A 24,107-nucleotide genomic window follows, 5' to 3' on the forward strand; every position below is an offset into this window, starting at 1 on the left:
ACGGTCTTGCTATGGAGAGAGACCCCTCACCCGAGCGAGTATGATGCTGATAGTATCGATGCCCTCTCCCACAAGGGGAGAGGGCGCAGTCATGAGCACCGTGCGAGCGCTGCTGCCCCGTTAGCTCACCGCCACCGCTCGCGCATGCGAGCGCCGAGATCGATCCGCGGGCCCTGGCTCGCCACCGCCGCGCCCCTCTGCATCCGCGGCCAGCTGGTGCGCTCGAACAGCGGCACCAGGGCCTCCGGAATGAACCGCGTGCGCGAGGCATAGACATGACGATCGCCGCGCACCGGCTGGCCGTGGACGAAGAAGCGCTGCGGCACCAGGAGATGCAGATCGTCCTTGGCGCGGGTCATCGCGACATAGAGCAGCCGGCGTTCCTCCTCCAATTCGGCGCTGGAGCCGGCGCCGAGATCGGATGGCATGCAGCCGTCGACGACGTTGAGGACGTGTACGGAATTCCACTCCATCCCCTTGGCGGAATGGATGGTGGAGAGGATCAGGTAGTCCTCGTCGAGCAGGGGCACGCCGGACTGATCGGAGGTGGCGTCGGGCGGGTCGAGCGTCAGCTCGGTGAGGAAGCGCTCGCGCGAGGGATAGCCGCTCGCGATCTGCTCGAGCTGCAGCAAATCGGCGGTGCGGACCTCGGCGTCGTCGTGGACGCGCTCGAGATGCGGCTGATACCAGTGCCTGACGCGCTCGATATCTCCAGGCCATTCCGAGACGCGCAACTGCTCCAGCGTGCGCACGAACGCGGTCCAGTCCTCGCCGGCGCGCGCCGGCGTTGGCTGCTCGCACAGCCGCGCGATCGGATCGGCGCTTTCACTCACGGCATCAAGCAGGCGCTGCGCCGACGCCGGGCCGATGCCCGGGATCAGATGCAGCACGCGGAAGCCGGCGATGCGGTCGCGTGGGTTGGCAACGAAGCGCAGGCAGGCCAGCACGTCTTTCACGTGAGCGGCATCGAGGAACTTCAGCCCGCCGAACTTCACGAACGGGATGTTGCGGCGCGTGAGCTCGAACTCCAGGGGACCGCTGTGCGACGACGTGCGGAACAGCACGGCCTGCTGCTTCAGCACGATGCCTTCCTCGCGCTTCGCCAGCACCTGCTCGACGATGTAGCGCGCCTGGTCGGTCTCGTCGCCGACGGTCACGAGCTGCGGCTTGCGCGAGCTCGTGCGGTCGGTCCACAGATTCTTGGTGAAGCGCTCGCGCGCCAGCCCGATCACGCCATTGGCCGCCGTGAGGATCGGCTGGGTCGAGCGGTAGTTGCGGTCGAGCGTGACGATGTCGGCGCGCGGGCTGAACTGATCGGGAAAGTCCAGGATGTTGCGCACCGTGGCGGCGCGGAAGGCGTAGATCGACTGCGCATCGTCGCCGACCACGGTGAGGCCCGCCCCAGTCGGCTTCAAGCCGAGCAGGATCTGCGACTGCAGCCGGTTCGTGTCCTGATATTCGTCGACCAGCACGTGATCGAATCGATCGCCGATCTCCCGCGCGATCGTGTCGTCCGCCATCATCTGCGCCCAGTACAGCAGCAGATCGTCGTAGTCGAGCACGGCGTTGGCCTGCTTGGCCTCGACGTAAGCGGCGAACAGGCCCTTCAGCTCGCCGGCCCATTCCGCGCACCACGGAAAATGCCGCACCAGCGCTTCCTCCAGCGGCATGTCGGCGTTGACGCAACGCGAGTAGATCGCAAGGCAAGTGCCTTTGGTCGGGAAGCGCCGCTGCGTGTTGGACAGGCCGCGCTCATGCCGCACCAAATTCATCAGGTCGGCGGAATCCTCGCGATCATGGATCGTGAACACAGGGTCGAGGCCGACGCGCTCGGCGTAGTCGCGCAGCATCCGCGCGCCGAGGCCATGAAACGTGCCGGCCCAGGTCAGGCCCGCGGTAACGGCCTCGGCCTGGCCGCCCAGCACCTTGCGGGCGATGCGCTCGACCCTGCGGCTCATTTCGCTCGCCGCGCGGCGCGAGAACGTCATCAGCAGGATGCGGCGCGGATCGGCGCCATTGACGAGCAGATGTGCGACGCGATGCGCGAGCGTGTTGGTCTTGCCCGAGCCCGCGCCGGCAATGATCAGCAGCGGCGGGCCCGGCGCGGCGCAGGCACCGCCATGCTCGACGGCGCGGCGCTGCTCCGGATTGAGATCGTCGAGATATGTCGCAGCCGTGGCCTGCACGAATCGTCCCTCAACCTGCAAGAATCAGTGATTTGCGCCGCATGTGCAACGCGATGGCCCGGTCGCGACAGCGTTTTACATGATTCGCAACCGGTCTTTTTTGCCACGGTTGCCCACAGAGCGTCCGCCAGCCGCTTGCGCTGGCGCGCGTGCACTCCTATCCAATCAGCCCCGTCACGAATCTCGGAAGAACACCGTGTCGAATTTTGCCTCCATCATTGCCGCTGAGCTCGCCGTCAGGGATGCCCAGGTCCAGGCCGCGATCGACCTGCTCGACGGCGGCGCGACCGTGCCGTTCATCGCGCGCTACCGCAAGGAGGCGACCGGCATGCTGGACGACACGCAGCTGCGCACCTTGGAGGAGCGGCTTCGTTACTTGCGCGAGATGGATGCACGGCGCACCGCGATCATCGAGAGCATCAAGTCGCAGGGCAAGATGACGCCGGAGATCGAGCTGGCGCTCGCGACCGCCGACACCAAGGCCCGGCTCGAGGACATCTATCTGCCGTTCAAGGAGAAGCGCCGCACCAAGGCGCAGATCGCGAAGGAAGCCGGGCTCGAGCCGCTTGCCGACATGCTGATCGGCGATCCGATGAAGGCGCCGGAGGTCGAAGCCAAGGCGTTCATCAAGAAGGACGGCGACAATCCGGTCAAGGACGTCAAGGCCGCGCTCGACGGCGCGCGCGCGATCCTGGTCGAGCGTTTCGCCGAACATGCCGATCTCGTCGGCTCGCTGCGCGAGGAGATGTGGACCCGCGGCGCGGTGAAATCGTCCGTACGTCATGGCAAGAAGACCGAGGGCGCCAAGTTCGCCGACTACTTCGATTTCGCCGAGCCCTTCACCAAGCTGCCGTCGCACCGCATCCTGGCGATGCTGCGCGGCGAGAAGGAAGAGGTGCTGCAGCTCGATTTCGGCGATGGGGAGCCGGAGGATTCGAAGGATCCGTCGCTGTACGAGAACCGCATCGCGGTGACGTTCGGCATCTCGCGCCAGGGCCGCCCCGCCGATCAGTTCCTGTCGGACTCCGTGCGCTGGGCCTGGCGCACCCGCATCAAGACCTCGCTGGCGCTCGATATCCGCATGCGTCTTTGGCAGGAGGCGGAGAAGGAGGCGGTGCGCGTGTTCGCGGCGAACCTGCGCGATCTGCTGCTCGCCGCCCCCGCCGGCGGCCGCGCCACGCTCGGGCTCGATCCCGGCTTCCGCACCGGCGTCAAGGTCGCGGTCATCGACCGCACCGGCAAGTTCGTCGATCACGCCACGATCTATCCGCACGAGCCGCAGCGGCAGTGGAACGAGAGCATGCTGACACTGGCGCAACTCTGCGTGAAGCACGGCATCGATCTCGTCGCCATCGGCAACGGCACGGCGTCGCGCGAGACGGAGAAGCTGGTCAACGATTTGATGAAGCTGAAGCCGGATCTCAAGCTGACCAAGGCGATCGTGTCGGAAGCCGGCGCGTCGGTCTATTCGGCCTCGGAGTTCGCCGCCAAGGAATTCCCCAATCTCGACGTCTCGATCCGCGGCGCGGTCTCGATCGCGCGCCGCCTGCAGGATCCGCTCGGCGAACTCGTCAAGGTGCCGCCGGCCTCGATCGGCGTCGGCCAGTATCAGCACGATCTCAACCAGTATGAGCTGGCCCGCGCGCTCGATGCCACCGTCGAGGACTGCGTGAACGCCGTCGGCGTCGATCTCAACACCGCCTCGGCGCCGCTGCTGGCGCGGGTGTCGGGCATCGGCGAGAGCCTGGCGCAGAACATCGTCGCGCATCGCGATGCCAACGGTCCGTTCCCGACCCGCGACAAGCTTAAGGAGGTGCCGCGGTTGGGTCCGAAGGCGTTCGAGCAGTGCGCCGGCTTTTTGCGCATCCGCGACGGTGACAACCCGCTCGATGCCTCCGGCGTGCACCCGGAATCCTATCCGGTCGTGAAGAAGATCCTGGAGACGACAAAGAGCGACATCAAGGTGCTGATCGGCGACACCAAGACCTTGAAGACGCTCAATCCGGCGAAGTTCGCCGACGAGCGCTTCGGCGTGCCGACGGTCACCGACATCATCAAGGAGCTGGAGAAGCCGGGCCGCGATCCGCGTCCGGAATTCAAGACCGCGACCTTCCAGGAGGGCGTCGAGAAGATCACCCATCTCAAGCCGGGCATGATCCTGGAGGCGACCATCACCAACGTCGCGGCTTTCGGCGCCTTTGCCGATATCGGCGTGCACCAGGACGGCCTGATCCACATCTCGGCGATGTCCGAGAAGCGCATCAACGATCCGCGCGAGGTGGTGAAGCCGGGGCAGGTCGTGAAGGTCAAGGTGCTCGACGTCGACGTGCCGCGCAACCGCATCTCGCTGACGCTTCGGCTGTCCGATCCGCTGCCGGCCAAGGGCGAGAAGCGGACCAGCGCACGGCCGCCTGCGGGGCGCATGACCACGCGTGAGGAGAAGCCGTCCGGCGGCGGCGCGTTCGCCGCGGCGATGGCCAAGGCCGCGGAGCGGCGCAAGGGCGCCTGAGGCGGATGGTGATGAGGCGCCGCGGAGGGCATGTCTCGTCTGCGGCGCCATCTCTGCGGCGCCATGGCATTCGGCGTCGTGGCATTCGGCGTCGTGTCGTTGCCGCCTTCCCTATCTCCGCGGCCACGCGTACATTGGTCGGCGGGTTGTGAGTGGGGACCGCGCATGACGAACCGGACCGTGATCATGGCCGGCGCAACCGGGCTGGTGGGACGGGAGCTGCTTCGCGGTCTGCTCGCCGATCCGACCGTGGATCATGTGCACGTCGTCGGCCGCCGTGCGCCCCCTGACGTTTCACCCAAGCTGACGGCCCATGTCGTGGATTTCACCGCGCTGCCGTCCCTGCCGCCGGCCGACGAGCTCTATCTGGCTCTGGGGACCACGATCAAGGTGGCCGGGAGCCAGGCCGCCTTCCGCGCCATCGATCACGACGCAAACCTCGCCGTCGCCAGGGCCGCGCTCGCGAGCGGCACCAGGCGCGTCGGTCTGGTCAGCGCGATGGGGGCAGATAGCACGTCGCGCGTCTTCTATAGCCGGGTGAAGGGTGAGCTCGAGGATGAGCTCACCGCGCTGCCCTTCGAGGGACTGGTGATCGCGCGGCCTTCGCTGCTGGTCGGCGCGCGGACGGAGCTGGGACAGCCGAGCCGGCCGGGCGAGGAATGGGGCAACAGGCTGAACAACATCATCGGCTTCCTGATCCCGGCGAACTACAAGCCCATCGCCGCGGCGGACGTCGCCAACGCGCTGCTCATGGCTGTTCCTACAGTTGCCGGCAAGCGAGTGATGCTGTCAGGGGCCATGCGCCGATGATCGAGCCTGCCGCTCTTGCGTAGCGGCCTGGTCTCGCCATTTATGAAAAATCGAATTCGATTGGTGGGTTCGGCGATCTCCGTAGTTATACGGCTCATCGCCTGCGACTGTCGGGGTCTTAACATCTTAACCATATCTGGCTGTTAGTTGTGCATCGAGGAAAAACGAGCCCGGTGTTTCATGCGCAGACAGCTGCTTGAATTTTGTTTCTTGGCATTGGTGGGAACCCTCCTCGGATCCCAAGCGGCGACGGCGTCTCCGCGAATGGTGTCGCTGGTCTTCAACTCGCAGGTTCAGAATCCGCAGCAGGTCGGGTCGGACGAATTTCGCGTGAAGCTGCAGGCGCTGGCCGGCAAGCGGCTCATCATCGATGAGCGTGCGGGCAACGCATTCGGCAGCGAGGCGGCGGTGCTGGCTGCAACCCGGAGCGGCGCGGTGGACGTGGCCGTGGTGTCCGGCGGCATCGCCAGCGCGGTGGTGCCCGAGCTCGGCGTCTTCGACATCCCGTTCCTGTTTCGTGACACCGCGCATGCCAAGGCGGTTGCGCAAGGGCCTGTCGCCGCCGCGATCGGCGCCAAGTTCGCCGACAAGGGACTGGTGCTGCTGGCGCTCGGCAAGCAGGGCTTTCGCAATCTCACCAACTCAAAGCGTCCGGTCCGTACCGTCGATGACGTCAAGGGCCTCAAGATCCGCGTCATCCCCAATCCGGTCTACCAGATGACCTTCAAGGCGCTGGGCGCCGACGTGATGCCGATGGATTTCCCACTGGTCTATGCCGCGCTCAAGGACGGCCGGCTCGACGGTCAGGAAAATCCGGTCGCCACCATCGCGGCCAATCGCTTCGACGAGGTGCAGAAATATCTGACGCTCACCGGGCATTTCTTCGCGCCGATCGCTTTCGTCGCCAACCGCGCGATGTTCGACCATCTCGATGCGGCGGACCGTGACGCGCTGGTTGCCGCCGCCAAGGCGGCTGCGGAGGTCACCTGGCAGGCCCAGCTCGATGCGCAGAAGCTCGATGAGTTGCGCAAGGCCGGCATGGAGGTGATCGAGACGTTCGACCGCAAGACCTTCGTCGATGCGGTCAGGCCGCTCGATGCCGACTTCGAGAAGCGCTTCGGCAAGGAGCTGCTCGCCACCATCAGGTCCACTCCGTGAAACAGCCGGGCAAATCGATGAAACTGTCTTCTCTGATGTCTTGGATCGGTGTCCGCCCGCGAATCTTCGGCGGCTTCGCCCTGATCCTGAGCTTCCTGGTGTTGCTCGGCGTTTTCGCCATGATCCAGGTCGGGCGCATCGGCGGCACCGTGGATGAGCTCGTCACCAGCGCGGCCGGGGACGCCGGCATGTCGCAGGTGCGCGCCGCGCTGCTCGGTGCCAACGGCGCGGTCGAGAGATTCATCCGCACCTGGAACGTCGGTGACAAGGATGCGGCCAGCAAGGCGATCGACGCCGTCGGCGGTCTCGCCGATCAGGTCGAGAAGCAGTCCGGCCGTCTGAAGGTGCTGGCTGACGGCGTGGGACCGGTGCGAAGCGCGCTGGCCGCCTATCGCGCATCGTTCGTTGCCGCGGCCGAGGCCGTGGACCGGCTGCGCGCGGCGACCACCAAGACCGACGCATTGGGCGCCGTTGCCGGCATCAACATCGGCGGCATCCAGGTGGCCCTCGCCAATCGCGCTGGCAGCGAGCCGCTGATGAATCCGTTGCGTCTGGCCAGCGTCGTCGACGCGGTTCGCATCGCGGTGATGCGCTATACCAACACGTTGTCGAATGGCGATGCCGACGATGCCAGGCTCACCTTCGTCTATGCGAAGCTCGCGATTGCCGATACGGAAGCCGAGATCGCGGGTGTCGATGATGCCAAGCTGAAGGCGCTGGTTGCTGCGCTGAAAGAGGCTCTGACGGCCGATGCCGCTGCGCTCGAGGATGTGATCAAGGTGGCCGCGGACCTGCGCGCCAAGCAGGCGGAACTCGCCAAGGCGAGCGCCTCGATCGATACCCAGGTCAGCCAGATCAACCGGCAGCTTGGGACCGCGCGTGCAGAGCAGGCCGCGAGGACCGGCGTCGCGGTCGAAGATACCAAGCAGACCGTCGTCGTGACGGCAGCCGCAGCGGTGATATTCGGAGCGGTGCTGGCCTGGCTGATCGGCGCCAGCGTGTCGGCGCCGATCCGCGGCATGACCGACCGCATGCAGTCGCTGGCGGCCGGCGAATTGGATCAGCCGATTCCCGGTGGTGAACAGCGCGACGAGATCGGCCGGATGGCGCGAGCCGTGGAGATTTTCCGTGACAATGCGCTTGCTGTCCGCCGCATGGAGCAGGAGGCCGCGGCACAGCGTGAAGCTGCGGAGGCCGAGCGCGCCCGCATGATGTCCGATCTGGCTGGCCGGTTCGAGCAGGGCATGCAGGGTGTCATCACCGGCGTCGGCGGGCGTGCGACCGAGATGGGCGAGAGCGCCAGCGAGCTGGCACGCGTCGCCGAACGCGGCCGCGGCCTTGCGGAAGCGGTCGCCAGCCGGGCCGAGCAGGCGTCCGTCAATGTGCAGACCGTGGCCTCGGCGACCCAGGAGCTCGCGGCCTCGATCAGGGAGATCTCTTCCCAGGTGCAGCGCTCGGTCACGGTGTCGACCCGGGCGACGCACGAGACCCAGCGGACATCAGAGCTGATCGACGGGCTGTCCAGCGCGGCGGAGCGGATCGGCACCATCGTGCAGCTGATCCAGGCGATCGCGAGCCAGACCAACCTGCTGGCGCTCAACGCCACCATCGAGGCGGCGCGCGCCGGCGAGGCCGGCCGCGGCTTTGCAATCGTCGCGAGCGAGGTGAAGAACCTGGCGTCGCAGACCGCACAGGCGACGGAGCAGATCTCGAGCCAGATCGCGACGATCCAGAGCGCGACGCAGGAGACGGTCGGCGCGATCGCGCAGTTTGGCACGACGGTGCGGGAGATCGCCGAGATATCCAATGCGATCGCCGCCGCGGTCGAGCAGCAGGGGGCCGCGACCAGCGAGATCGCCCGCAACGTCGAGCAGGCGGCCAGCGGCACGGCGGCGGTGACGCAGGAGATCGGCGACGTGCGCAATGTGGCCGGCCAGACCGATGCCGGCGCTGAAGCTGCGCTGGCGGCGGCCGCGGCGCTGCAGCAGCAGGCCGCTTCACTGAGGAGCAATGTCGCTGACTTCCTGCGGACGATCCGGACCGCGGCGTGAGCCGCAAGCCGGTCGCTGGAGTTGACGCAGGGGACGCAGGCTCACACTCTGGGGCATGATCGAGCACCAGCCGCGTTCCCTTGCGTTTCCCGTCGACGGCGCGGGCGTCGTGTCCGCGCTGTTGATGGCTCCGCCGCAGCCGCGCGCCTGTTTCGTGTTTGCCCATGGCGCGGGCGCCGGCATGGCCCACGTCTTCATGAGTCAGGCCGCCGCAAGCCTTGCCGCACGCGGCATCGCGACGCTGCGCTTTCAGTTTCCCTACATGGAGAAGGGCAGCAAACGCCCCGATCCGCCCGCCGTCGCGCACGCCGCGGTGCGGGCTGCCGTGGCGGAGGCCGCGCGGCTCTGTCCGGGGCTGCCGCTCTTTGCGGGCGGCAAGTCGTTCGGGGCGCGCATGACGTCGCAGGCGCAGAGTGCAGCGCCGCTGCCGGGCGTGGCCGGGCTCGCCTTTCTCGGCTTTCCACTTCACCCCGCCGGCAAGCCCTCCATTGCGCGCGCCGATCATCTCGACGCGATCGAGGTCCCGATGCTGTTCCTGCAGGGGACGCGCGACAAGCTTGCGGAGATGGAGCTGCTCGCGCCCGTCGTGAGGCGGCTGGGACCGCGCGCGACGTTGCATTGGCTCGATCAGGCCGACCACGCCTTCCACGTGCCTGCGCGCTCCGGCCGGAATGATCAGGCCGTCATGGACGAATTGACGGGGGCATTTGCGGTGTGGCTTCAGGCGCTCGAAGCCCGTGCCGGCTGACGCCCCGCAGCGGCCGTTTCTGAAAAAGTGATATGAGAACAAAAATAGAACTTCCATGTCGTCAGAGGTTGAGGCATAGTCGTACTCAAGGGCATGGGAGGGGAGTCCGATGAAGTCAGCGGTGTTGGCAGTGTCGGTGTGTGCGCTCGGCGTGCTGATGCAATCTGCAACTCCATCGTTCGCCGATGCCCGGTTGACCGCCATGCTGACCGTGAAGGGAACTTGCCAGAAGCTCATCGTCGCTGGAAAGGATCGCAGCTCGGAATGCAAGGGCGCGCTGCTCAATACCGACTATGACGATCAGCGCACCGGCTTCTACTTCACCTTGCTCGACGGCAGCATCGTCACGTTCTCGAATCGTGGCGATCTGCAGGAGCAACCTGGCCCCGACAAGTTCGTCACACCGGTCGACATGATGATCTTTGGCCAAAGTCGGACGGCGATCAACAGGGTGATGGCCAAGGGGCAGTGCCGCCACGGCAATCCATTCAAGGGACCCGACCTGATCGAATGCGCGGCCGACAGCGAGATCGGCCGCTTTGAAGGGCTGTTTCTGTCCAATGGCGAGAAGCCGGTGATGCAGACGTTCTGAGGCCGTCACCCTGTGCACAGGCAGGATGAACCAGCGGGAGGCTTCGTCGCGACGTCGCCCGTCGTCATTCGGCCACCGTGTGGTACTCGCGGCAAAGGACCGGACCGCCGACTGCAAGGGTGTCTTGCTCAATACGCGCTACAGTGATGGACGAGCCGGCTTCTACTTCGTGATGCTCGACGGAGGGATGATGACCGTCTCGAGCCCCGGCGATGTCGAACAACGGTGGCCTGCGAGCGCGCGCGCCTATCCCGTCGATATGATCATCTTCAAGGTGGATGGTGACATCCGCAAGCTCACGGCCAAGGGGATGTGCCGCGCGAAAAATATGGCCGGCGCTCTGTCGGGCTTGACCTGTCGGGCGGGCAGTGAAGCTGGGCGGTTCGAAGATGGGTTTTCCGCTGAGACCAAGGCAGTCGAGACCACGCCAACCGAGTCCAAGGCAGCCGGCACCAAGGCGGCTGGGAGCAAGATGCCCGGCCTCTGAGGCTGCGATCCCTGAAAATTTGGCGCGACATCAGGCTCGAAATATTGCAACAAGTCGGCGTCATCGTTGGGCCGGATGTGCGGGTCGCCAGATCTTGGAGAGTGTGATGTTCCGATGCGTTGGCTTCGTCCTGGGGCTGCTCTGGAGCCTCGTAGCAATCGGCACTGCGCTGGCCGACGACGCCAAGCTCCGGATCGGCGTTCTCCGGCTATCCTCGTCCGCGCCGGTGTTCATCGCGCTGGACAAGGGCTACTTCCGCGACGCCGGCCTCAACGTCGAGCTGAAGTTTTTCGATGCAGCGCAACCGATCGCCGTGGCGACGGCCACGGGCGACGTCGATGTCGGGGTGACCGCCTTCACCGCGGGATTGTACAACCTTGCAGGCAAGGGCGCGTTGAAGATCATCGCCGGCATGAGCCGCGACCGCCCGGGCTTTCCGCTGATCGGCTACTTTGCCAGCAACAAGGCCTATGAGGCAGGTCTCAAGACGCCGAAGGACATTGCCGGCAAGCGCGTGGCGATGACCCAGGTCGGGTCGAGCTTTCACTACTCGGTGGGGCTGCTGGCCGACAAATACGGCTTCAAGCTCGGCGACGTGAAGATCGTGCCGCTGCAGTCGATGTCCAACATGTCGGCCGCGATCAAGGGCGAAACCGTCGACGCGGCGCTGATGCCGGTTTCCGTCGCGCGCAAGCTGATGGAGGAGGGTGCCGTCAAACATCTCGGCTGGGTCGGCGACGAGACGCCGTGGCAGGTCTCCGGCGTGTTCGCCGGGCCGAAGACGCTGGCCAACACGGCCCTGGTCGGCAAGTTGCTGGCATCGCTTCAGCGCGCCGAGCGCGAGTATCATGATGTCGTGCTCGCCTCGGTCAAGGACGGCACTGCCGCCATCGACGACAAGACCAGGCCATTGCTGGAGATCATCGGCAAGTACACCAACCTGCCGGTCGAGCAGGTGGTGGGCAATTGCGCCTATATCGATCCCGACGGCAAGCTCGACGTGAAGAACATCGACAGCCAGATCAAATGGCTTCAGGCGCAGGGTTTCGCGGACCAGGGCTATGATGCGGCTGCGATCATCGCCAAAGACCTCGTGAAGCCGGATTGATGAAGGCAGGCACGGTGCGGACCTGCAGCGGGATCGTCTGACATGGACCTGATCGCCGAGGCCATCAGCCACCGTTTCGACGCGCTCGAAGTGCTCGATGGCGTGTCGTTCACGGTGGGAGCCGGCGAGGTGGTGGCCATCGTTGGACCGTCCGGCTGCGGCAAGAGCACGCTGCTGTCGATCCTCGGCGGGTTGTTGCAGCCGAGCAAGGGGCAGGCCCTGCTGCGCGGAGCCCCGCCGCCCGGCAGCCTCAATCCCTTGACGTTCGTGTTCCAAGACTTCGCGCTGCTGCCGTGGGCGAGCGTCGCCGATAACGTCGCGTTTCCGCTCCTCCATACATCGCTGTCGACGCAGCAGCGCGCCGCCGCCGTCGACGATGCGTTGCAGCGGACCGGGCTGGCCGACTTCCGGACCGTCTATCCCAAGCAGTTGTCGGGCGGCATGCGCCAGCGGGTCGGCATTGCCCGGGCGCTGGCGGTCCGCCCGGCAATCCTGCTGATGGATGAGCCGTTGTCGGCGCTGGACTCGCAGACCCGCGAGCTCTTGATGGAGGATTTCGTCGATCTGCTGGCCGACGGCACCATGGGGGCGATCTATGTCACGCATAATCTCGAGGAGGCGGTGCGGCTCGCCGATCGCATCGTCGTGCTGTCGCGCCGTCCTGGCCGCATCCGGAGGGTCGTCAGCGTCCCGGCGACGCGGCGCAGCCGCGGTGACGCCGGAGTGCGCGCGCAACTTATGGACCTGCAGAACGAGCTCTGGGGGCTGATCCGGAGCGAGGCGATCGATGCCGAGCGCGAGGTCCAGAATGCTTGAACGATCCCCGGCCGAACCGCCCGAGGTCGCCGGTGCGCAGAGCCGGAAGGTGCCGTTCCGGGGTGGCGGCTTCACTCCGGCCGCGAGCCGCTGGGCCGGCTGGCTCGCGCTCGCGGCGGCGCTCGGCCTGTGGCAAGTGGTCGGCAGCCTCGCGCTGGTCAATCCCTTGTTCCTGCCGACGCCGTTGACGATCCTGCGCGCCTTGTATCGATTGGCCGAAAGCGGCGCGCTCTGGCAGCATGTCTCGGCCTCGTTCGTGCGCATCGTATCCGGCTGGGCGCTCGGCACGGCCACAGGCATCGTCGTCGGCTTCGCGATCGGCCTCTGGCGCATTGCGCGCAGCATCGGCATCACGTTCGTCTCTGCGCTGTTTCCGATTCCGAAGATTGCCGTGCTGCCGTTGCTGATTCTCTGGCTCGGCATCGGCGAGCAGCCGAAGATCGCGACGATCGCGCTCGGCGTGTTCTTCTCGACCACGATCTCGGTCTATAGCGGCGTCGATGCGGTGCCGCGCAATTTGATCCGCATGGCGCAGAGCTTCGACGTGCCGTTCCCGACCATCGTCCGCCGCGTGATCTGGCCCGGGGCGCTGCCATCGATCCTCGCCGGTTTCCGCATCACCGCGTCGGTGGCGCTGATGCTGGTGGTTTCGGCGGAGATGATCGGCGCCGAGACCGGCATCGGCACTTTCGTGCTGCAGGCCGGCAATCTGATGCAGACCGATCAGCTGATGGCGGGGATCCTGATCCTGTCGCTGTTCGGTCTCGCCGTCGGCCGGTTGATCAGCATGCTCGAAGCGCGGCTGCTGCGCTGGCGGTGACGGACCGGCGTCACGCGTTGCCGCGATCCTCGCGGAACAGGTCGAGCTTCTGCTGCACCGGGCGATCCGAGAACGAGAACAGCACCGCATCCTCGTCCGGCTCGTGGCTGACCCATTGCCAGCTCGGAACGACGAACAGATCGCGCGGGCCCCATTCGAAGGTCTGGTCGCCGATGCGGCTGCGGCCCTTGCCCTCGATCGCGGTGAACACGGTCGCGTCGGTCGAGCGATAGCGCGCGGTCTTGAAGCCTTTCGGCAGCAGCTGGATGAAGGTGCCGATCGTCGGCATCGCAAAATCGCCGGTCTCAGGATTTGAGAATTTCAGCTTCAGCCCGTGGCAGGCATCCCATTCCTCGCTCCGCTTCGCGTTCTCCAGCGCCTCGCGCGTATAGACGTAGGGATAGTTGAAGATCGGCGATGTCCTGGATCTGCGCTTGGCGTCGACAGGCAGGAGGTTATGTCCGTAGCGCGCGAAGCTGTCGCCCGCGGGGCGCGCGACCTTCTGCTGGTCCTCCTGCGCGCCCTGCGCGAACGATGCGTCGAGAAACTGCACCAGCGGAATGTCGAGGCCGTCCAGCCAGAACATCGGCTCGGTGGTCTCATTGCCGTGATCGTGCCAGGTCATCGACGGGGTGATGATGAAGTCGCCCGGCTCCATCAGGGTGCGCTCGCCCTCGACGGTCGTGAAGGCGCCCTTGCCTTCCAGCACGAAGCGCAATGCGGACTGGCTGTGCCGATGGGCGGGGGCGACGTCGCCCGGGATCACCATCTGAACGCCGGCATAGAGCGAGGTGGTGATCTTGGATTGCCCGCGCAACCCGGGATTCTCCAGGATGAGCACGCGCCGCTCGGCCTCCTTCGCCGTGATCAGCCGCCCGGCCTCGATCATATAGTCGCGGATCGCCGCGAACTGCCACAGATGCGGCCGACAGGCGCTCTTCGGCTCGGGCGTGATGAGATCGCTCATCACGGTCCACAGCGCCGTCATGTTTTCGCCGTCGATCTTCTTGTAGAACGCCTCGCGCTCCGGTGTCGAAACCGCGGCCATGCGCGCCTCCCGTGATCAGATGTCGTTCTTGATTGACAGTATACTGCCAATTTGATTACCGTCAAATACAACCAGAGCTATCGCATCGGGAGGACTGCCATGATGAAGCTGCACGGCTATTTCCGCAGCAGCGCATCCTATCGCGTCAGGATCGCGCTCAACCTCAAGGGTCTCACGGCCGAGCACCTGCCGCATCACCTCCGCAAGGGCGAGCAGCGCGCGCCCGCCTATCTCGCGCTCAACCCGCAGGGTTTGGTTCCGGCGCTCGAGGACGACAGCGGCGCCACGTTGATCCAGTCGCTTGCGATCATCGAATGGCTCGACGAGACCCATCCCGAGCCGCCGCTGCTGCCGAAGGATCCGTTGCGACGCGCCCAGGTCCGCGCCTTCGCGCAGGTGCTCGCCTGCGACACCCATCCGGTGCAGAACCTGAAGGTGCTGGCGCGGCTCCGGGAGCTCGGCCTGCCCGAGGACAAGGTCACGGCCTGGGCAGGCTGGGCCAACCGCGAGGGGCTCGCTGCCTGCGAAGCGCTGATCAAGCATGAGCCTGGCCCATTCTGCTTCGGTGCGACGCCGACCTTGGCGGATCTGTGTCTCGTGCCGCAGCTCGGCAATGCACGCCGCTTCGGCGTCGATGTCGCAGCGTTCCCTCGCCTGCTGCAGGTCGAAGCCGCGGCGAAGGCGCTGCCGGCCTTTGCCGATGCTGCTCCGGAGCGTCAGCCCGATGCCGAGTAGGCCGCCCGACATCACGATGGATGCAGTCTACACCAAGCCGGGCTATCTGTTCCGGCGGATGCAGCAGATTGCGGTGTCGATCTTCGTCGAGGAGTGCCGGGAGTTCGACCTGACGCCGGTGCAATACGCAGCGCTGGTCGCGATCCAGACGCACCCGGGCATCGATGCCACCCGGTTGTCGGCGGTGATCGCCTTCGACCGTTCGACGCTCGGCAGCGTGATCGAGCGGTTGGAGAGCAAGGGCCATATCGAGCGCAAACCGTCGGCCGAGGACAAGCGCGTCAAGCTCCTTTACCTGACCAGAACGGGTGGCGCACTGCTCCGTGCGATCATGCCGGCGGTTGATCGCGCCCAGGCCCGCATGCTGGCGCCGCTGAAGGCCGCGGATCGCAAGATGCTGATGGCCCTGCTGGCGCAACTCGTCGATCTCAACAACGAGGTCTCGCGGGTGCCGCTGCGCGCCGAGGATGCACTGGAGCATCTTGGCAAGGCCGGCTGATCGCGGAGCTCCGCGGCTCTCGGGCGGACGGCGTCGATTCACAGCCGCATCACCGCCTGGCGATCGATCTTGCCCGTGCCTGTCTTCGGCAACTCGTCGAGGAACACGATCTCGCGCGGATATTTGTAAGGCAGCAGCTTCGTTTTCACGTAGTCCTGCAGCGCCTTGACCGTTGCGGGCTCGTCCCTGGATCTGCCGTTGGTCACCACCACGGCCTTCAGGCTCATGCGACGATCCGGCAACTCGTGCGCAAACACGGCGCACTCCCGGATATCGGGATGCTCGGCGAGGCAGAGCTCGACTTCGAGCGGATAGACCCATTGTCCGGAGATCTTGACCAGATCGTCGGCGCGGCCGCGGAAGAAATGGAAGCCGTCGGAATCACGCACGAAACGGTCGCCGGTGTAGATCCAGCCGCCATCGCGGATCGTCTCCGCGGTCTTGTCCGGACGGTTCCAGTAGAGCGGCGTGTTCGAGTCGCCGCGTACCCAGAGAATGCCCTCTTCGCCGGTGGCGACCTCGCGTCCTTCGCCGTCGCGCAGCGCGATCTCGTAGCCGGGGACGCGCAGTCCGGCGGCGCCGAGCTTCTTGCGGTCCTCGCGGTTCGAGAGATAGACGTGCAGCACCTCGGTCGAGCCGAGGCCTTCGACGATCTCCAGGCCGGTCAGGCTCTTCCAGCCGTTGAAGACCTCGGCCGAGAGCACCTCGGCCGCGGAGACCGCGAGCCGCAGTGACGAGAAGTCCGCCTCCTTCGCACCCTCGGCCTTGGTGAGCGCGGTGTAGAGCGTCGGCAGGCCGAAGAACACGGTGGGACGGAAGCGGCTGATCGCATCGAAGATGGCGGCGGGTTTCGGCTGGCCGGGCAGCAGCAGCGTCGTCGCTCCGGCCGAGAATGGAAAGGTGATCGTGTTGCCGAAACCGTAGGCGAAAAAGATCTTGGGCACCGAGAAGCAGATGTCGTCCGGCGTCAGCCGCAGCACGTTGCGCGCGAACGCCTGCTCGCTATAGGCCATGTCGTGCTGCAGATGGACGATGCCCTTGGGGCGACCGGTGGAGCCGGAAGAGTACATCCAGAACGCCATCTCGTCGCGGTGGGTGTCGGCCTCCGCCAGCTCATCGGTGAAGTCGGGCAGCCAGGCATCGGCCGCGACCGTCGTCGCGACGGCGGTGGCCGGCGCCTCGCCATTGACGACGACCAGCGTGCGCAGCGCGGTCTCGGCGCAGGCCTGCGCGTCGAACCGTGCGGCAAACTCGGCGTCGGCGACCGCGACCTTGGCGCCGGAATCAGCCAGATAGAATTGCAGCAGATCCGGCGGCGTCAGCGTGTTGATCAGCAGCGGCACGAAGCCGGCGCGGACTGCGCCGAAGAACGCGGCCGGATAGGCTGGTGTATCGTCGAGGAACAGCAGGACACGGTCACCGCGGCTGAGTCCGAGCGCGGTGAAGCCGTTGCCCCAACGGCAGGCGTCGGCACACAGCTCGGCATAGCTGCGCTGGCCTGCGGGACCGATCAGCGCAGCCTTGTCGGCGTTGCCTCTGGCGAGATTGTCGAACAGCACACGGCTGGCATTGTAGCGGGCGGGAATCGCGAAGCCGATCTCGCGCGCGCCGGCGCTGTCGCGCGGAACCTTGTCGGCGATCTCGTTCGTCATCCGTGCGCTCCCGTGCGCCGAGCTGCCTCGTAGCGGGCCATGAATTGCGGGGCCATCGCCCGCAGCCTGGAATCATCGATGCGCCCGGACCGGGTGATATAGCTGTAGGCGAAATCCAACAGGCCGAGCGTCATGTGGGCCGGGAAGGATTCATACCAGTCGCTGCTGGTCCGGGCCGCCGTCACCAGCTTCTTCACGATTGGCTGCCGCTCGGCCTGATAGCGGGCGAGGCCGTCGGAGAGACTCCTCTCGGCATCGAGCGCCTTGGCGAGCGCGATCGCGTCCTCGATCGCCAGCCGCGTCCCGGAGCCGATCGAGAAGTGCGCGGTATGCAGCGCGTCGCCGATCAGCACCATGTTCCGGTGCCACCAGTGCTCGTTCCAGACCCAGGGGAAATTGCGCCATACCGATCGGTTGGAGACCAGCGCGTGACCATCGAGCGTGGCGGCAAACACCTGCTCGCAGACGCGCCGGGATTCGTCGACCGACATCTCGGCGAAGCCATAGGCGTGCCAGGTGGCGCGATCGCATTCCACCAGGAACGTGCTCATGTCCGGCGCATAGCGATAATGGTGCGCGTTGAAGCTGCCGCGGTCGGTCGCGACGAAGGTCTGCGACAGCGTGGCAAAGGTCTTCGACGTGCCGTACCAGGCGAACTTGTTGCTGGAGTAGGACACGGAGAAGCCGAAATCGCCTTCGAAGCTGCGGCGGACCAGCGAGTTCAGCCCATCGGCAGCGACGATCAGATCGTAGCCTGCGAGCTGGTCCAGCGACTGGACGGTCGTGCCATAGCGGGCGACGACGCCGACGCTCTCGGCGCGGGCCTGCAGCAGCTTCAACAGTTCGAGCCGGCCGATCGCGGAAAAGCCGACGCCATCGATCTCGACGGTCTCGCCGCGCAGATTGAGCGTGATGTTGCGCCAGCTCTCCATGCGCGGCGCGATCGCATCCACCGTGTCGGGATCGTCGGCGCGCAGAAATTCCAGCGCCTGATCGGAGAACACGACGCCAAAGCCCCAGGTCGCTCCGGCCGGGTTCTGCTCGAACAGATCGACCACGGCGGCGGGGTGCCGCTTCTTCCAGAGATAGGCGAAATACAGCCCGCCAGGGCCGCCGCCGAGCACGGCGATGCGCAAGGGCGTCCTCCGAATTGACAGTATACTGTTTATTTTGGACCGGAGACTAATCCCTCATCTCGATCGAGGCCAGCGAAATCTTATTGTTGGAGATCGGGCCGCCGGCCGCAGGTCATTTCGGTGGGCCTCTGCCGAAGATCGCGTCGAGCGCGGCGAAATAGGTGCTCTCGACCAGCTCCGGCGCATGCCGGCCGAGCGCCTCCATCTTCACGCCCGAATTGATTTCGAGCACCTGCCAGCGTCCATCGGCGAGCACGAGGTCGACCGATGCGTAGCGGATGCCGATGACGCGGGCCGCCGCGGTGGCGAGCGCGGCACAGAGGTCCCGCTGTGCGCCGGGTTCGAGCAGCACGGGCTGAGCCCCGAATTCGAGATTGTGCCGCCAGCTCAGCAGGCGCTGCTCGCCGTGCGGCACGACGGCGCGCAGGGCAGACGCGTCGAATTCGGCGTCGAGGCGCCGCAGGAGTTGTGCGTGCCCCGCGGCCGGAGTGGCCGACAGCGCGAGGTCGAGCAGCGACTTCAGGCCGTCGCCGGTCACGATGGGGCGCAGCTTGCGATAGACAATCATGGATGCGTCATCGAGCTGCACGACACGGACCTCGTCGACGATATCCATGAGCGGCGCGATCGCGACGTTCGCGCCGGTCTCGAAAATGCCGTTCACCGCGTGCAGCAGCTCATCCTTCCCGGTGACGCGGACCACCGATCGTCCCGAGGTGCCCTCGTTGGGCTTGACCACCAGCCCGCGCGGATGGGTTTCGAGCAGCGCCAGCACGGCCTCGGCCGTCTGGCCGGACCGGCCGCCGAGGGCTGGAGCCAGAAAGAATACGTGTGGAACCGCGGCAATCCCATCGGCTCTCAGCAGCGCCGAGGTCGCCGCCTTGTCACACGCCAGTCTGTGCGCCACCGCACTGTTCAGGCCGAGATCGTAGCCGAAGATCAGGTGACGCCGGGTGGCATCCTCGAGCACCTGCAACCAGCCGTCTTCCCGCACGTCGAGCGCGATGCCTCGTTCGGCGCAGTAGCGGGTGACGGCGGAGAGCTGGGTCTGCGGATGGTTAATCATTGCTCAAGGATTGGGCCGGAGATGCGGAATTAAAGTGCTGGAAAATCGGAATCTCGGCAAGTAAATTACCCATATCGTTTGTGTACGAATGAACGGCCGATCGAGGCGATTCCGGGCATCAGCCGGCATGCATTTGATCGTGATCAATGGTGCGTCCACGCGGGTTGATTATTCGCTGTTTTCACGTACATCAGGCGCCGAAATCGCTGGATCTATAGGGTTTTTGCGGTCCTGCCTCCGTCACGACTTGTTTCTTCCAACTTCAGCCCACGTGAAAAAACAAACGACATGAGCGCGTTCTATAAAGAGAAAGTTCTTTCCGTTCACCACTGGACGGACACCCTGTTCTCCTTCCGAGCCACCCGCGATGCGGGCTTCCGCTTCCAGAATGGTCAGTTCGCGATGATCGGCCTTGAGGTCGAGGGCCGCCCGCTGCTGCGCGCCTACAGCATGGCGAGCGCCAATCACGAGGAGGAACTCGAGTTCTTCAGCATCAAGGTGCAGGACGGTCCGCTGACCTCCCGGCTGCAGAAGATCAAGGAAGGCGACACCATCCTGGTCGGCCGCAAGGCGACCGGGACGCTGATCCCCGACAACCTGCTGCCCGGCAGCCGGCTGCTGCTGCTGTCGACCGGCACCGGCCTTGCCCCGTTCGCCAGCCTGATCAAGGATCCCGACGTCTACGAGCGTTTCGAGAGCATCGTGCTGGTCCACGGCTGCCGCCAGGTCGCCGAGCTCGCCTATGGCGAGAGCGTCGTCGCCAAGCTGCGCGAGGACGAGCTGTTCGGAGAGCTGCTCGACGGCAAGCTGCAGTATTATCCGACCGTCACCCGCGAGCCGTTCCGCAACCGCGGCCGCATCACCGACCTGATCTCGTCGCAGCAGCTGTTCAACGATATCGGCCAGCATGAGCTCGATATCGCCAAGGACCGCATCATGATGTGCGGCAGCCCGGCGATGCTGGAGGAGCTCAAGACCATGTTCGAATCCCGCGGCTTCCTCGAAGGCAGCGGCAACGAACCCGGCCATTTCGTGATCGAGAAAGCGTTCGTCGAGCGCTGAGCCGCCAAGCTTCCGACTTTGACACTTTCGAAAGAGCGCCTCGACGCAATCGGGGCGCTCTTTTCGTTGGCAATATCCTCCTTGCGCGTTTCGAAGCGGCCGTGCGATTTTCGGCAGCAAGACCGGACCTGCAGACGTCCGGCGCGACACAGGGAGGGGACTTGGATTGCCCGAGCGGCGGCCATCCCCGATACAATGAGGGGTACGGCCATGGATTCCATCGTTCGCAGACAGACGCTCGGTGACCTCCTGCGGCGGAGCGCGGCGCGCACGCCAGGCAAGACGGCGGTGATCTGCGGCGATACGCGTTGGACCTACGCCGAGTTCAACGCCATCGTCGACCGCCTCGCGGCCGGCCTCGCCGCGCGCGGCGTCGGCAAGGGCGAGCGGGTCGCCATCCTCGCGCGCAACTCTCATGCCTTTGCCGCCCTGCGCTTCGCGCTGGCGCGGCTCGGCGCTGTCCTGGTGCCGATCAATTTCATGCTCAAGCCGGAGGAGGTCGCCTACATCCTCAAGCATGCGGGCGCGCGGCTGCTCGCGACCGACAGCGGCTTTGCCGGCGTGGCACGTGCTGCCAAGGCGCTGGTGCCGGCGGTCGAGCAATTGATCTGGCTGCCGTCGGAAGGTTCGAGCGAGCGGCAGGCCGACATGATCGATTTTGCCGAGCTCGCGGCCTCGACGGCGACGGTGCCTGCCGTCGAGATCGCCGGAGGCGACGTCGCGCAGATCGTCTACACTTCCGGCACGGAGTCGCTGCCGAAGGGCGCGATGCTGACCCATGACGCCGTCATTTGGCAGTATGTCAGCTGTATCGTCGATGCCGGCATTTCCGCCGACGATGTCACCCTCCACGCGCTGCCGCTGTATCACTGCGCGCAGCTCGACGTGTTCTTCGGGCCGTCGATCTATGTCGGCGCCACCAACATCATCACCGCGTTTCCGACGCCGGACAATCTGCTGCCGCTGATCGCGAAATATCGCATCACCTCGTTCTTCGCGCCGCCGACGGTGTGGATCTCGATTCTGCGCTCGCCGCTGTTCGAGACCACCGACTTGTCCACTTTGCGCAAGGGCTATTACGGCGCCTCGATCATGCCGGTCGAGGTGCTGCGCGAGCTGGCGCAGCGGCTGCCGAAGGTGCGTCTGTGGAACCTGTATGGCCAGACCGAGATCGCGCCGCTGGCGACGATGCTCGGACCCGACGATCAATTGCGCAAGCCGGGCAGTTGCGGCCGCGCCGTGCTCAACGTCGAGACCCGGATCGTCGATGACGACATGAATGATGTCGCCCCGGGCGAGGTCGGCGAGGTCGTACACCGCTCGCCGCATCTGATGCTCGGCTACTTCCATGACGACGAGCGCACTGCCGCCGCCTTCCACGGCGACTGGTTTCATTCCGGCGATCTCGCGACCATCGACGACGAAGGCTACATCACCATCGTCGACCGCAAGAAGGACATGATCAAGACCGGCGGTGAGAACGTCGCCAGCCGCGAGGTCGAGGAGGCGCTGTATCTGATTCCGGAAGTGTCGGAGGTCGCCGTCGTCGGCCTGCCGCATCCACGCTGGGTCGAGGCGGTCGTGGCGATGGTCGTGGTCAAGTCCGGCTGCGAGCTGACCGAGGAGGTGGTGCTCAAGCAGGCCTCGGCACGGCTCGCCACCTTCAAGACGCCGAAACGGATCGTGTTTGTCGATGCGCTGCCCAAGAATCCCAGCGGCAAGCTCTTGAAGCGTCAGTTGCGCGAGGCGCATTCGGGGCTGTTTGCGGAGGGGTAAGCAGCTGCCTTTGGCGATCGCGTGTCTCGGCGGGGAGGCGCCGAGGCCGCTACGGCGCTGCGGACCGATCTCGCAGTGCCGCAGCCGATAGCCTAGGGCTATCGACGTTGTGATATCATCGATGGCCGATTGCGCGCGCTTGTGTAACGATTGCTTCGCGATATCAGTACTATCGTGACACCGGATCTTCCACGAGCTGCCCCGAGGCCTCCCATGGATACGCTGCTGCTCCCGTTTTCGCCGCGCTTCATCGTGCTGACGATCTGCGCCACGGCGACCGCCCTGCTGCTGATCCTCGGTATCTACGACCGCAAGATCTTCGATCTCGTCCTGATCCCGCTGCTGATCTTCGGTGCGCTCACCCTGCTCGGCATCCGCGATCTCGTGCAGAAGAGCCACGCAGTGCTGCGCAATTATCCGATCTCGGCGCATATGCGGTTCTTGCTCGAAGAGATCCGGCCCGAGATGCGGCAGTATTTCTTCGAGAGCGAAAAGGACGGCATGCCGTTCTCGCGCGACACCCGCGCGGTGGTCTATCAGCGCGCCAAGATGGAGCTCGACAAGCGCCCGTTCGGCACCCAGGAGGACGTCTACCGCGAGGGCTACGAATGGATGCACCATTCGATCGCGCCCAAGCCGCATGCGGAGGAGAAGTTCCGCATCACCATTGGTGGTCCGGATTGCACCAAGCCGTATTCGGCCTCGGTGTTCAACATCTCCGCCATGAGCTTCGGCGCGCTGAGCCCGAATGCGGTGCGTGCCCTCAATGGCGGGGCGAAGAAGGGCGGCTTCGCCCACGACACCGGCGAAGGTGGCTTCAGTCCCTATCACGCCGAAATGGGCGGCGACATCATCTGGGAGATCGGCTCCGGCTATTTCGGCTGCCGGCGTCATGATGGCACGTTCGATCCCGAGGCGTTCACGCGGGTCGCGAGCCACGACCAGATCAAGATGGTGGAGCTCAAGATCAGCCAGGGCGCCAAGCCCGGCCATGGCGGGGTGCTGCCGGCCGCCAAGGTGTCCGAGGAGATCTCGAAGATCCGCGGCGTCTCGATGGGCGAGGATTGCATCTCGCCGCCGGCGCATCGCGCGTTCTCGACGCCCATCGGCATGATGCAGTTCATCGGCGAGATGCGGCGACTGTCGGGCGGCAAGCCGGCCGGCTTCAAGCTGTGCATCGGCCACCCCTGGGAATTCCTCGCGATCTGCAAGGCCATGCTGGAGACCGGCATCTATCCCGACTTCATCGTGGTCGACGGCAATGAAGGCGGCACCGGTGCCGCGCCGCTCGAGTTCATGGACCATCTGGGCATGCCGATGCGCGAGGGCGTCAGCTTCGTGCACAATGCGCTGGTCGGCCTTGGCATCCGCGACCGCATCAAGATCGGCGCCTCCGGCAAGATCGCCACCGCGTTCGACATGGCGCGCGCGATGTCGATCGGCGCCGACTGGTGCAACGCGGCGCGCGGCTTCATGTTCTCGCTCGGCTGCATCCAGTCCTTGAGCTGCCATACCGACAGATGCCCGACCGGTGTCGCCACCCAGGATCCGACGCGCGCTCGCGCGCTGGTCGTCCCGCACAAGCTCGACCGCGTCTACAACTATCATCACGCGACCCTGCATGCGCTGGCCGAGCTGCTCGCCGCCGCCGGTCTCGAACATCCGCAGGACCTGCGGCCGATCCACTTCTCACAGCGGACGTCGACCACTGAGGTGTCCTCGTTTGCCAAGCTGTATCCGGCGCTGCGTCCTGGCGAGCTGCTCGACGGCACCCAGGACGTCCGCTTCCGCGACGCCTGGGCGATGGCGCGAGCCGATACGTTCGCGGCGGTGCAGTAAAACGCCTTG

The 24,107-nt window shown here is 65.6% G+C and carries 20 protein-coding genes; 15 read left to right on the forward strand and 5 right to left on the reverse strand.

Annotated features, from left to right (window positions below; translation table 11 throughout):
- Window positions 1–125 precede the first annotated feature (125 nt).
- A complete protein-coding gene (locus ACQR1H_RS08550) occupies window positions 126–2,186 on the reverse strand; it encodes an ATP-dependent helicase (protein ID WP_434907412.1) in 2,061 nt (686 codons plus the stop codon).
- Window positions 2,187–2,382: 196 nt separating this feature from the next.
- Here ACQR1H_RS08550 and ACQR1H_RS08555 point away from each other — a divergent pair, with 196 nt between their 5' ends.
- The 10 genes from ACQR1H_RS08555 (at window position 2,383) to ACQR1H_RS08600 (ending at window position 13,285) form a co-directional block, all read left to right on the forward strand.
- Entirely contained in the window at window positions 2,383–4,695 is a 2,313-nt protein-coding gene (locus ACQR1H_RS08555) for a Tex family protein (protein ID WP_434907413.1), read from the forward strand.
- 165 nt (window positions 4,696–4,860) lie between these two features.
- Window positions 4,861–5,505, forward strand: coding sequence for an NAD(P)H-binding protein (locus ACQR1H_RS08560; protein ID WP_315800549.1), 645 nt, complete (start codon window positions 4,861–4,863; stop codon window positions 5,503–5,505).
- Window positions 5,506–5,685: 180 nt separating this feature from the next.
- A complete protein-coding gene (locus ACQR1H_RS08565; protein WP_410051989.1) occupies window positions 5,686–6,663 on the forward strand; it encodes a TRAP transporter substrate-binding protein in 978 nt (325 codons plus the stop codon).
- 35 nt (window positions 6,664–6,698) lie between these two features.
- Window positions 6,699–8,714, forward strand: coding sequence for a methyl-accepting chemotaxis protein (locus ACQR1H_RS08570; RefSeq protein ID WP_434907414.1), 2,016 nt, complete (start codon window positions 6,699–6,701; stop codon window positions 8,712–8,714).
- Window positions 8,715–8,769: 55 nt separating this feature from the next.
- A complete protein-coding gene (locus ACQR1H_RS08575) occupies window positions 8,770–9,462 on the forward strand; it encodes an alpha/beta hydrolase family protein (RefSeq protein WP_434907415.1) in 693 nt (230 codons plus the stop codon).
- Between the two features lie 109 nt (window positions 9,463–9,571).
- Window positions 9,572–10,054 carry a hypothetical protein gene (locus ACQR1H_RS08580; protein WP_434907416.1) on the forward strand — a complete coding sequence of 161 codons (483 nt, stop codon included), beginning with the start codon at window positions 9,572–9,574 and terminating at the stop codon, window positions 10,052–10,054.
- Between the two features lie 25 nt (window positions 10,055–10,079).
- Window positions 10,080–10,541, forward strand: coding sequence for a hypothetical protein (locus tag ACQR1H_RS08585; protein WP_434907417.1), 462 nt, complete (start codon window positions 10,080–10,082; stop codon window positions 10,539–10,541).
- Window positions 10,542–10,647: 106 nt separating this feature from the next.
- Window positions 10,648–11,649: an ABC transporter substrate-binding protein gene (locus ACQR1H_RS08590; RefSeq protein WP_434907418.1), complete on the forward strand. Its 1,002-nt coding sequence runs from the start codon at window positions 10,648–10,650 to the stop codon at window positions 11,647–11,649.
- Window positions 11,650–11,691: 42 nt separating this feature from the next.
- Window positions 11,692–12,465 carry an ABC transporter ATP-binding protein gene (locus ACQR1H_RS08595; RefSeq protein ID WP_434873436.1) on the forward strand — a complete coding sequence of 258 codons (774 nt, stop codon included), beginning with the start codon at window positions 11,692–11,694 and terminating at the stop codon, window positions 12,463–12,465.
- A complete protein-coding gene (locus ACQR1H_RS08600) occupies window positions 12,458–13,285 on the forward strand; it encodes an ABC transporter permease (RefSeq protein WP_434886862.1) in 828 nt (275 codons plus the stop codon). The genes ACQR1H_RS08595 and ACQR1H_RS08600 overlap by 8 nt, the downstream gene beginning before the upstream one ends.
- Window positions 13,286–13,295: 10 nt before the next feature.
- On the opposite strand, the gene gtdA is transcribed toward ACQR1H_RS08600, so the two are convergent.
- The gene (gene gtdA, locus ACQR1H_RS08605) at window positions 13,296–14,333 is read right to left on the reverse strand and encodes a gentisate 1,2-dioxygenase (RefSeq protein ID WP_316239349.1); all 1,038 of its coding nucleotides are present in this window, start codon (window positions 14,331–14,333) and stop codon (window positions 13,296–13,298) included.
- A 102-nt stretch (window positions 14,334–14,435) separates the two neighbouring features.
- Between gtdA and maiA the strand changes: the two genes are divergently transcribed.
- A complete protein-coding gene (gene maiA / locus ACQR1H_RS08610) occupies window positions 14,436–15,068 on the forward strand; it encodes a maleylacetoacetate isomerase (protein WP_434907547.1) in 633 nt (210 codons plus the stop codon).
- Complete coding sequence (locus tag ACQR1H_RS08615; RefSeq protein ID WP_315800540.1) at window positions 15,058–15,567, forward strand: MarR family winged helix-turn-helix transcriptional regulator; 510 nt, start codon at window positions 15,058–15,060, stop codon at window positions 15,565–15,567. The genes maiA and ACQR1H_RS08615 overlap by 11 nt, the downstream gene beginning before the upstream one ends.
- Window positions 15,568–15,605: 38 nt before the next feature.
- Here ACQR1H_RS08615 and ACQR1H_RS08620 read toward each other — a convergent pair whose 3' ends face one another.
- The 3 genes from ACQR1H_RS08620 to ACQR1H_RS08630 all read right to left on the reverse strand — a co-directional run bounded on the left by ACQR1H_RS08620 (window position 15,606) and on the right by ACQR1H_RS08630 (window position 19,421).
- Complete coding sequence (locus tag ACQR1H_RS08620; RefSeq protein WP_316239348.1) at window positions 15,606–17,219, reverse strand: benzoate-CoA ligase family protein; 1,614 nt, start codon at window positions 17,217–17,219, stop codon at window positions 15,606–15,608.
- The gene (locus ACQR1H_RS08625; RefSeq protein WP_316239347.1) at window positions 17,216–18,355 is read right to left on the reverse strand and encodes an FAD-dependent monooxygenase; all 1,140 of its coding nucleotides are present in this window, start codon (window positions 18,353–18,355) and stop codon (window positions 17,216–17,218) included. Before ACQR1H_RS08625 ends, ACQR1H_RS08620 begins: the two co-directional genes overlap by 4 nt.
- 112 nt (window positions 18,356–18,467) lie before the next feature.
- The gene (locus ACQR1H_RS08630) at window positions 18,468–19,421 is read right to left on the reverse strand and encodes an ATP-grasp domain-containing protein (RefSeq protein WP_316239346.1); all 954 of its coding nucleotides are present in this window, start codon (window positions 19,419–19,421) and stop codon (window positions 18,468–18,470) included.
- 288 nt (window positions 19,422–19,709) lie between these two features.
- Between ACQR1H_RS08630 and ACQR1H_RS08635 the strand changes: the two genes are divergently transcribed.
- The 3 genes from ACQR1H_RS08635 to ACQR1H_RS08645 all read left to right on the forward strand — a co-directional run bounded on the left by ACQR1H_RS08635 (window position 19,710) and on the right by ACQR1H_RS08645 (window position 24,098).
- Entirely contained in the window at window positions 19,710–20,483 is a 774-nt protein-coding gene (locus ACQR1H_RS08635; protein ID WP_315715287.1) for a ferredoxin--NADP reductase, read from the forward strand.
- Window positions 20,484–20,693: 210 nt separating this feature from the next.
- A complete protein-coding gene (locus tag ACQR1H_RS08640) occupies window positions 20,694–22,259 on the forward strand; it encodes an acyl-CoA synthetase (RefSeq protein ID WP_316239345.1) in 1,566 nt (521 codons plus the stop codon).
- A gap of 213 nt (window positions 22,260–22,472) precedes the next feature.
- On the forward strand, window positions 22,473–24,098 hold the full coding sequence (locus tag ACQR1H_RS08645; RefSeq protein ID WP_315800535.1) for an FMN-binding glutamate synthase family protein: 1,626 nt from the start codon (window positions 22,473–22,475) through the stop codon (window positions 24,096–24,098).
- The last annotated feature ends 9 nt before the right edge of the window (window positions 24,099–24,107 follow it).

The sequence above is a fragment of the Bradyrhizobium sp. HKCCYLRH2015 genome (genome assembly GCF_051168215.1).
GTDB lineage: Bacteria > Pseudomonadota > Alphaproteobacteria > Rhizobiales > Xanthobacteraceae > Bradyrhizobium.

What these genes read in the sequence shown, in the direction of transcription:
- gtdA (WP_316239349.1), bottom strand. Translation starts at nt 14,333, where the DNA reads ATGGCCGCGGTTTCGACACCGGAGCGCGAGGCGTTCTACAAGAAGATC.
- ACQR1H_RS08585 (WP_434907417.1), top strand. Translation starts at nt 10,080, where the DNA reads ATGAACCAGCGGGAGGCTTCGTCGCGACGTCGCCCGTCGTCATTCGGC.
- ACQR1H_RS08595 (WP_434873436.1), top strand. Translation starts at nt 11,692, where the DNA reads ATGGACCTGATCGCCGAGGCCATCAGCCACCGTTTCGACGCGCTCGAA.
- ACQR1H_RS08620 (WP_316239348.1), bottom strand. Translation starts at nt 17,219, where the DNA reads ATGACGAACGAGATCGCCGACAAGGTTCCGCGCGACAGCGCCGGCGCG.
- ACQR1H_RS08600 (WP_434886862.1), top strand. Translation starts at nt 12,458, where the DNA reads ATGCTTGAACGATCCCCGGCCGAACCGCCCGAGGTCGCCGGTGCGCAG.
- ACQR1H_RS08580 (WP_434907416.1), top strand. Translation starts at nt 9,572, where the DNA reads ATGAAGTCAGCGGTGTTGGCAGTGTCGGTGTGTGCGCTCGGCGTGCTG.
- ACQR1H_RS08560 (WP_315800549.1), top strand. Translation starts at nt 4,861, where the DNA reads ATGACGAACCGGACCGTGATCATGGCCGGCGCAACCGGGCTGGTGGGA.
- ACQR1H_RS08590 (WP_434907418.1), top strand. Translation starts at nt 10,648, where the DNA reads ATGTTCCGATGCGTTGGCTTCGTCCTGGGGCTGCTCTGGAGCCTCGTA.
- ACQR1H_RS08640 (WP_316239345.1), top strand. Translation starts at nt 20,694, where the DNA reads ATGGATTCCATCGTTCGCAGACAGACGCTCGGTGACCTCCTGCGGCGG.
- ACQR1H_RS08630 (WP_316239346.1), bottom strand. Translation starts at nt 19,421, where the DNA reads ATGATTAACCATCCGCAGACCCAGCTCTCCGCCGTCACCCGCTACTGC.
- ACQR1H_RS08615 (WP_315800540.1), top strand. Translation starts at nt 15,058, where the DNA reads ATGCCGAGTAGGCCGCCCGACATCACGATGGATGCAGTCTACACCAAG.
- ACQR1H_RS08645 (WP_315800535.1), top strand. Translation starts at nt 22,473, where the DNA reads ATGGATACGCTGCTGCTCCCGTTTTCGCCGCGCTTCATCGTGCTGACG.
- ACQR1H_RS08635 (WP_315715287.1), top strand. Translation starts at nt 19,710, where the DNA reads ATGAGCGCGTTCTATAAAGAGAAAGTTCTTTCCGTTCACCACTGGACG.
- ACQR1H_RS08565 (WP_410051989.1), top strand. Translation starts at nt 5,686, where the DNA reads ATGCGCAGACAGCTGCTTGAATTTTGTTTCTTGGCATTGGTGGGAACC.
- ACQR1H_RS08575 (WP_434907415.1), top strand. Translation starts at nt 8,770, where the DNA reads ATGATCGAGCACCAGCCGCGTTCCCTTGCGTTTCCCGTCGACGGCGCG.
- ACQR1H_RS08570 (WP_434907414.1), top strand. Translation starts at nt 6,699, where the DNA reads ATGTCTTGGATCGGTGTCCGCCCGCGAATCTTCGGCGGCTTCGCCCTG.
- maiA (WP_434907547.1), top strand. Translation starts at nt 14,436, where the DNA reads ATGAAGCTGCACGGCTATTTCCGCAGCAGCGCATCCTATCGCGTCAGG.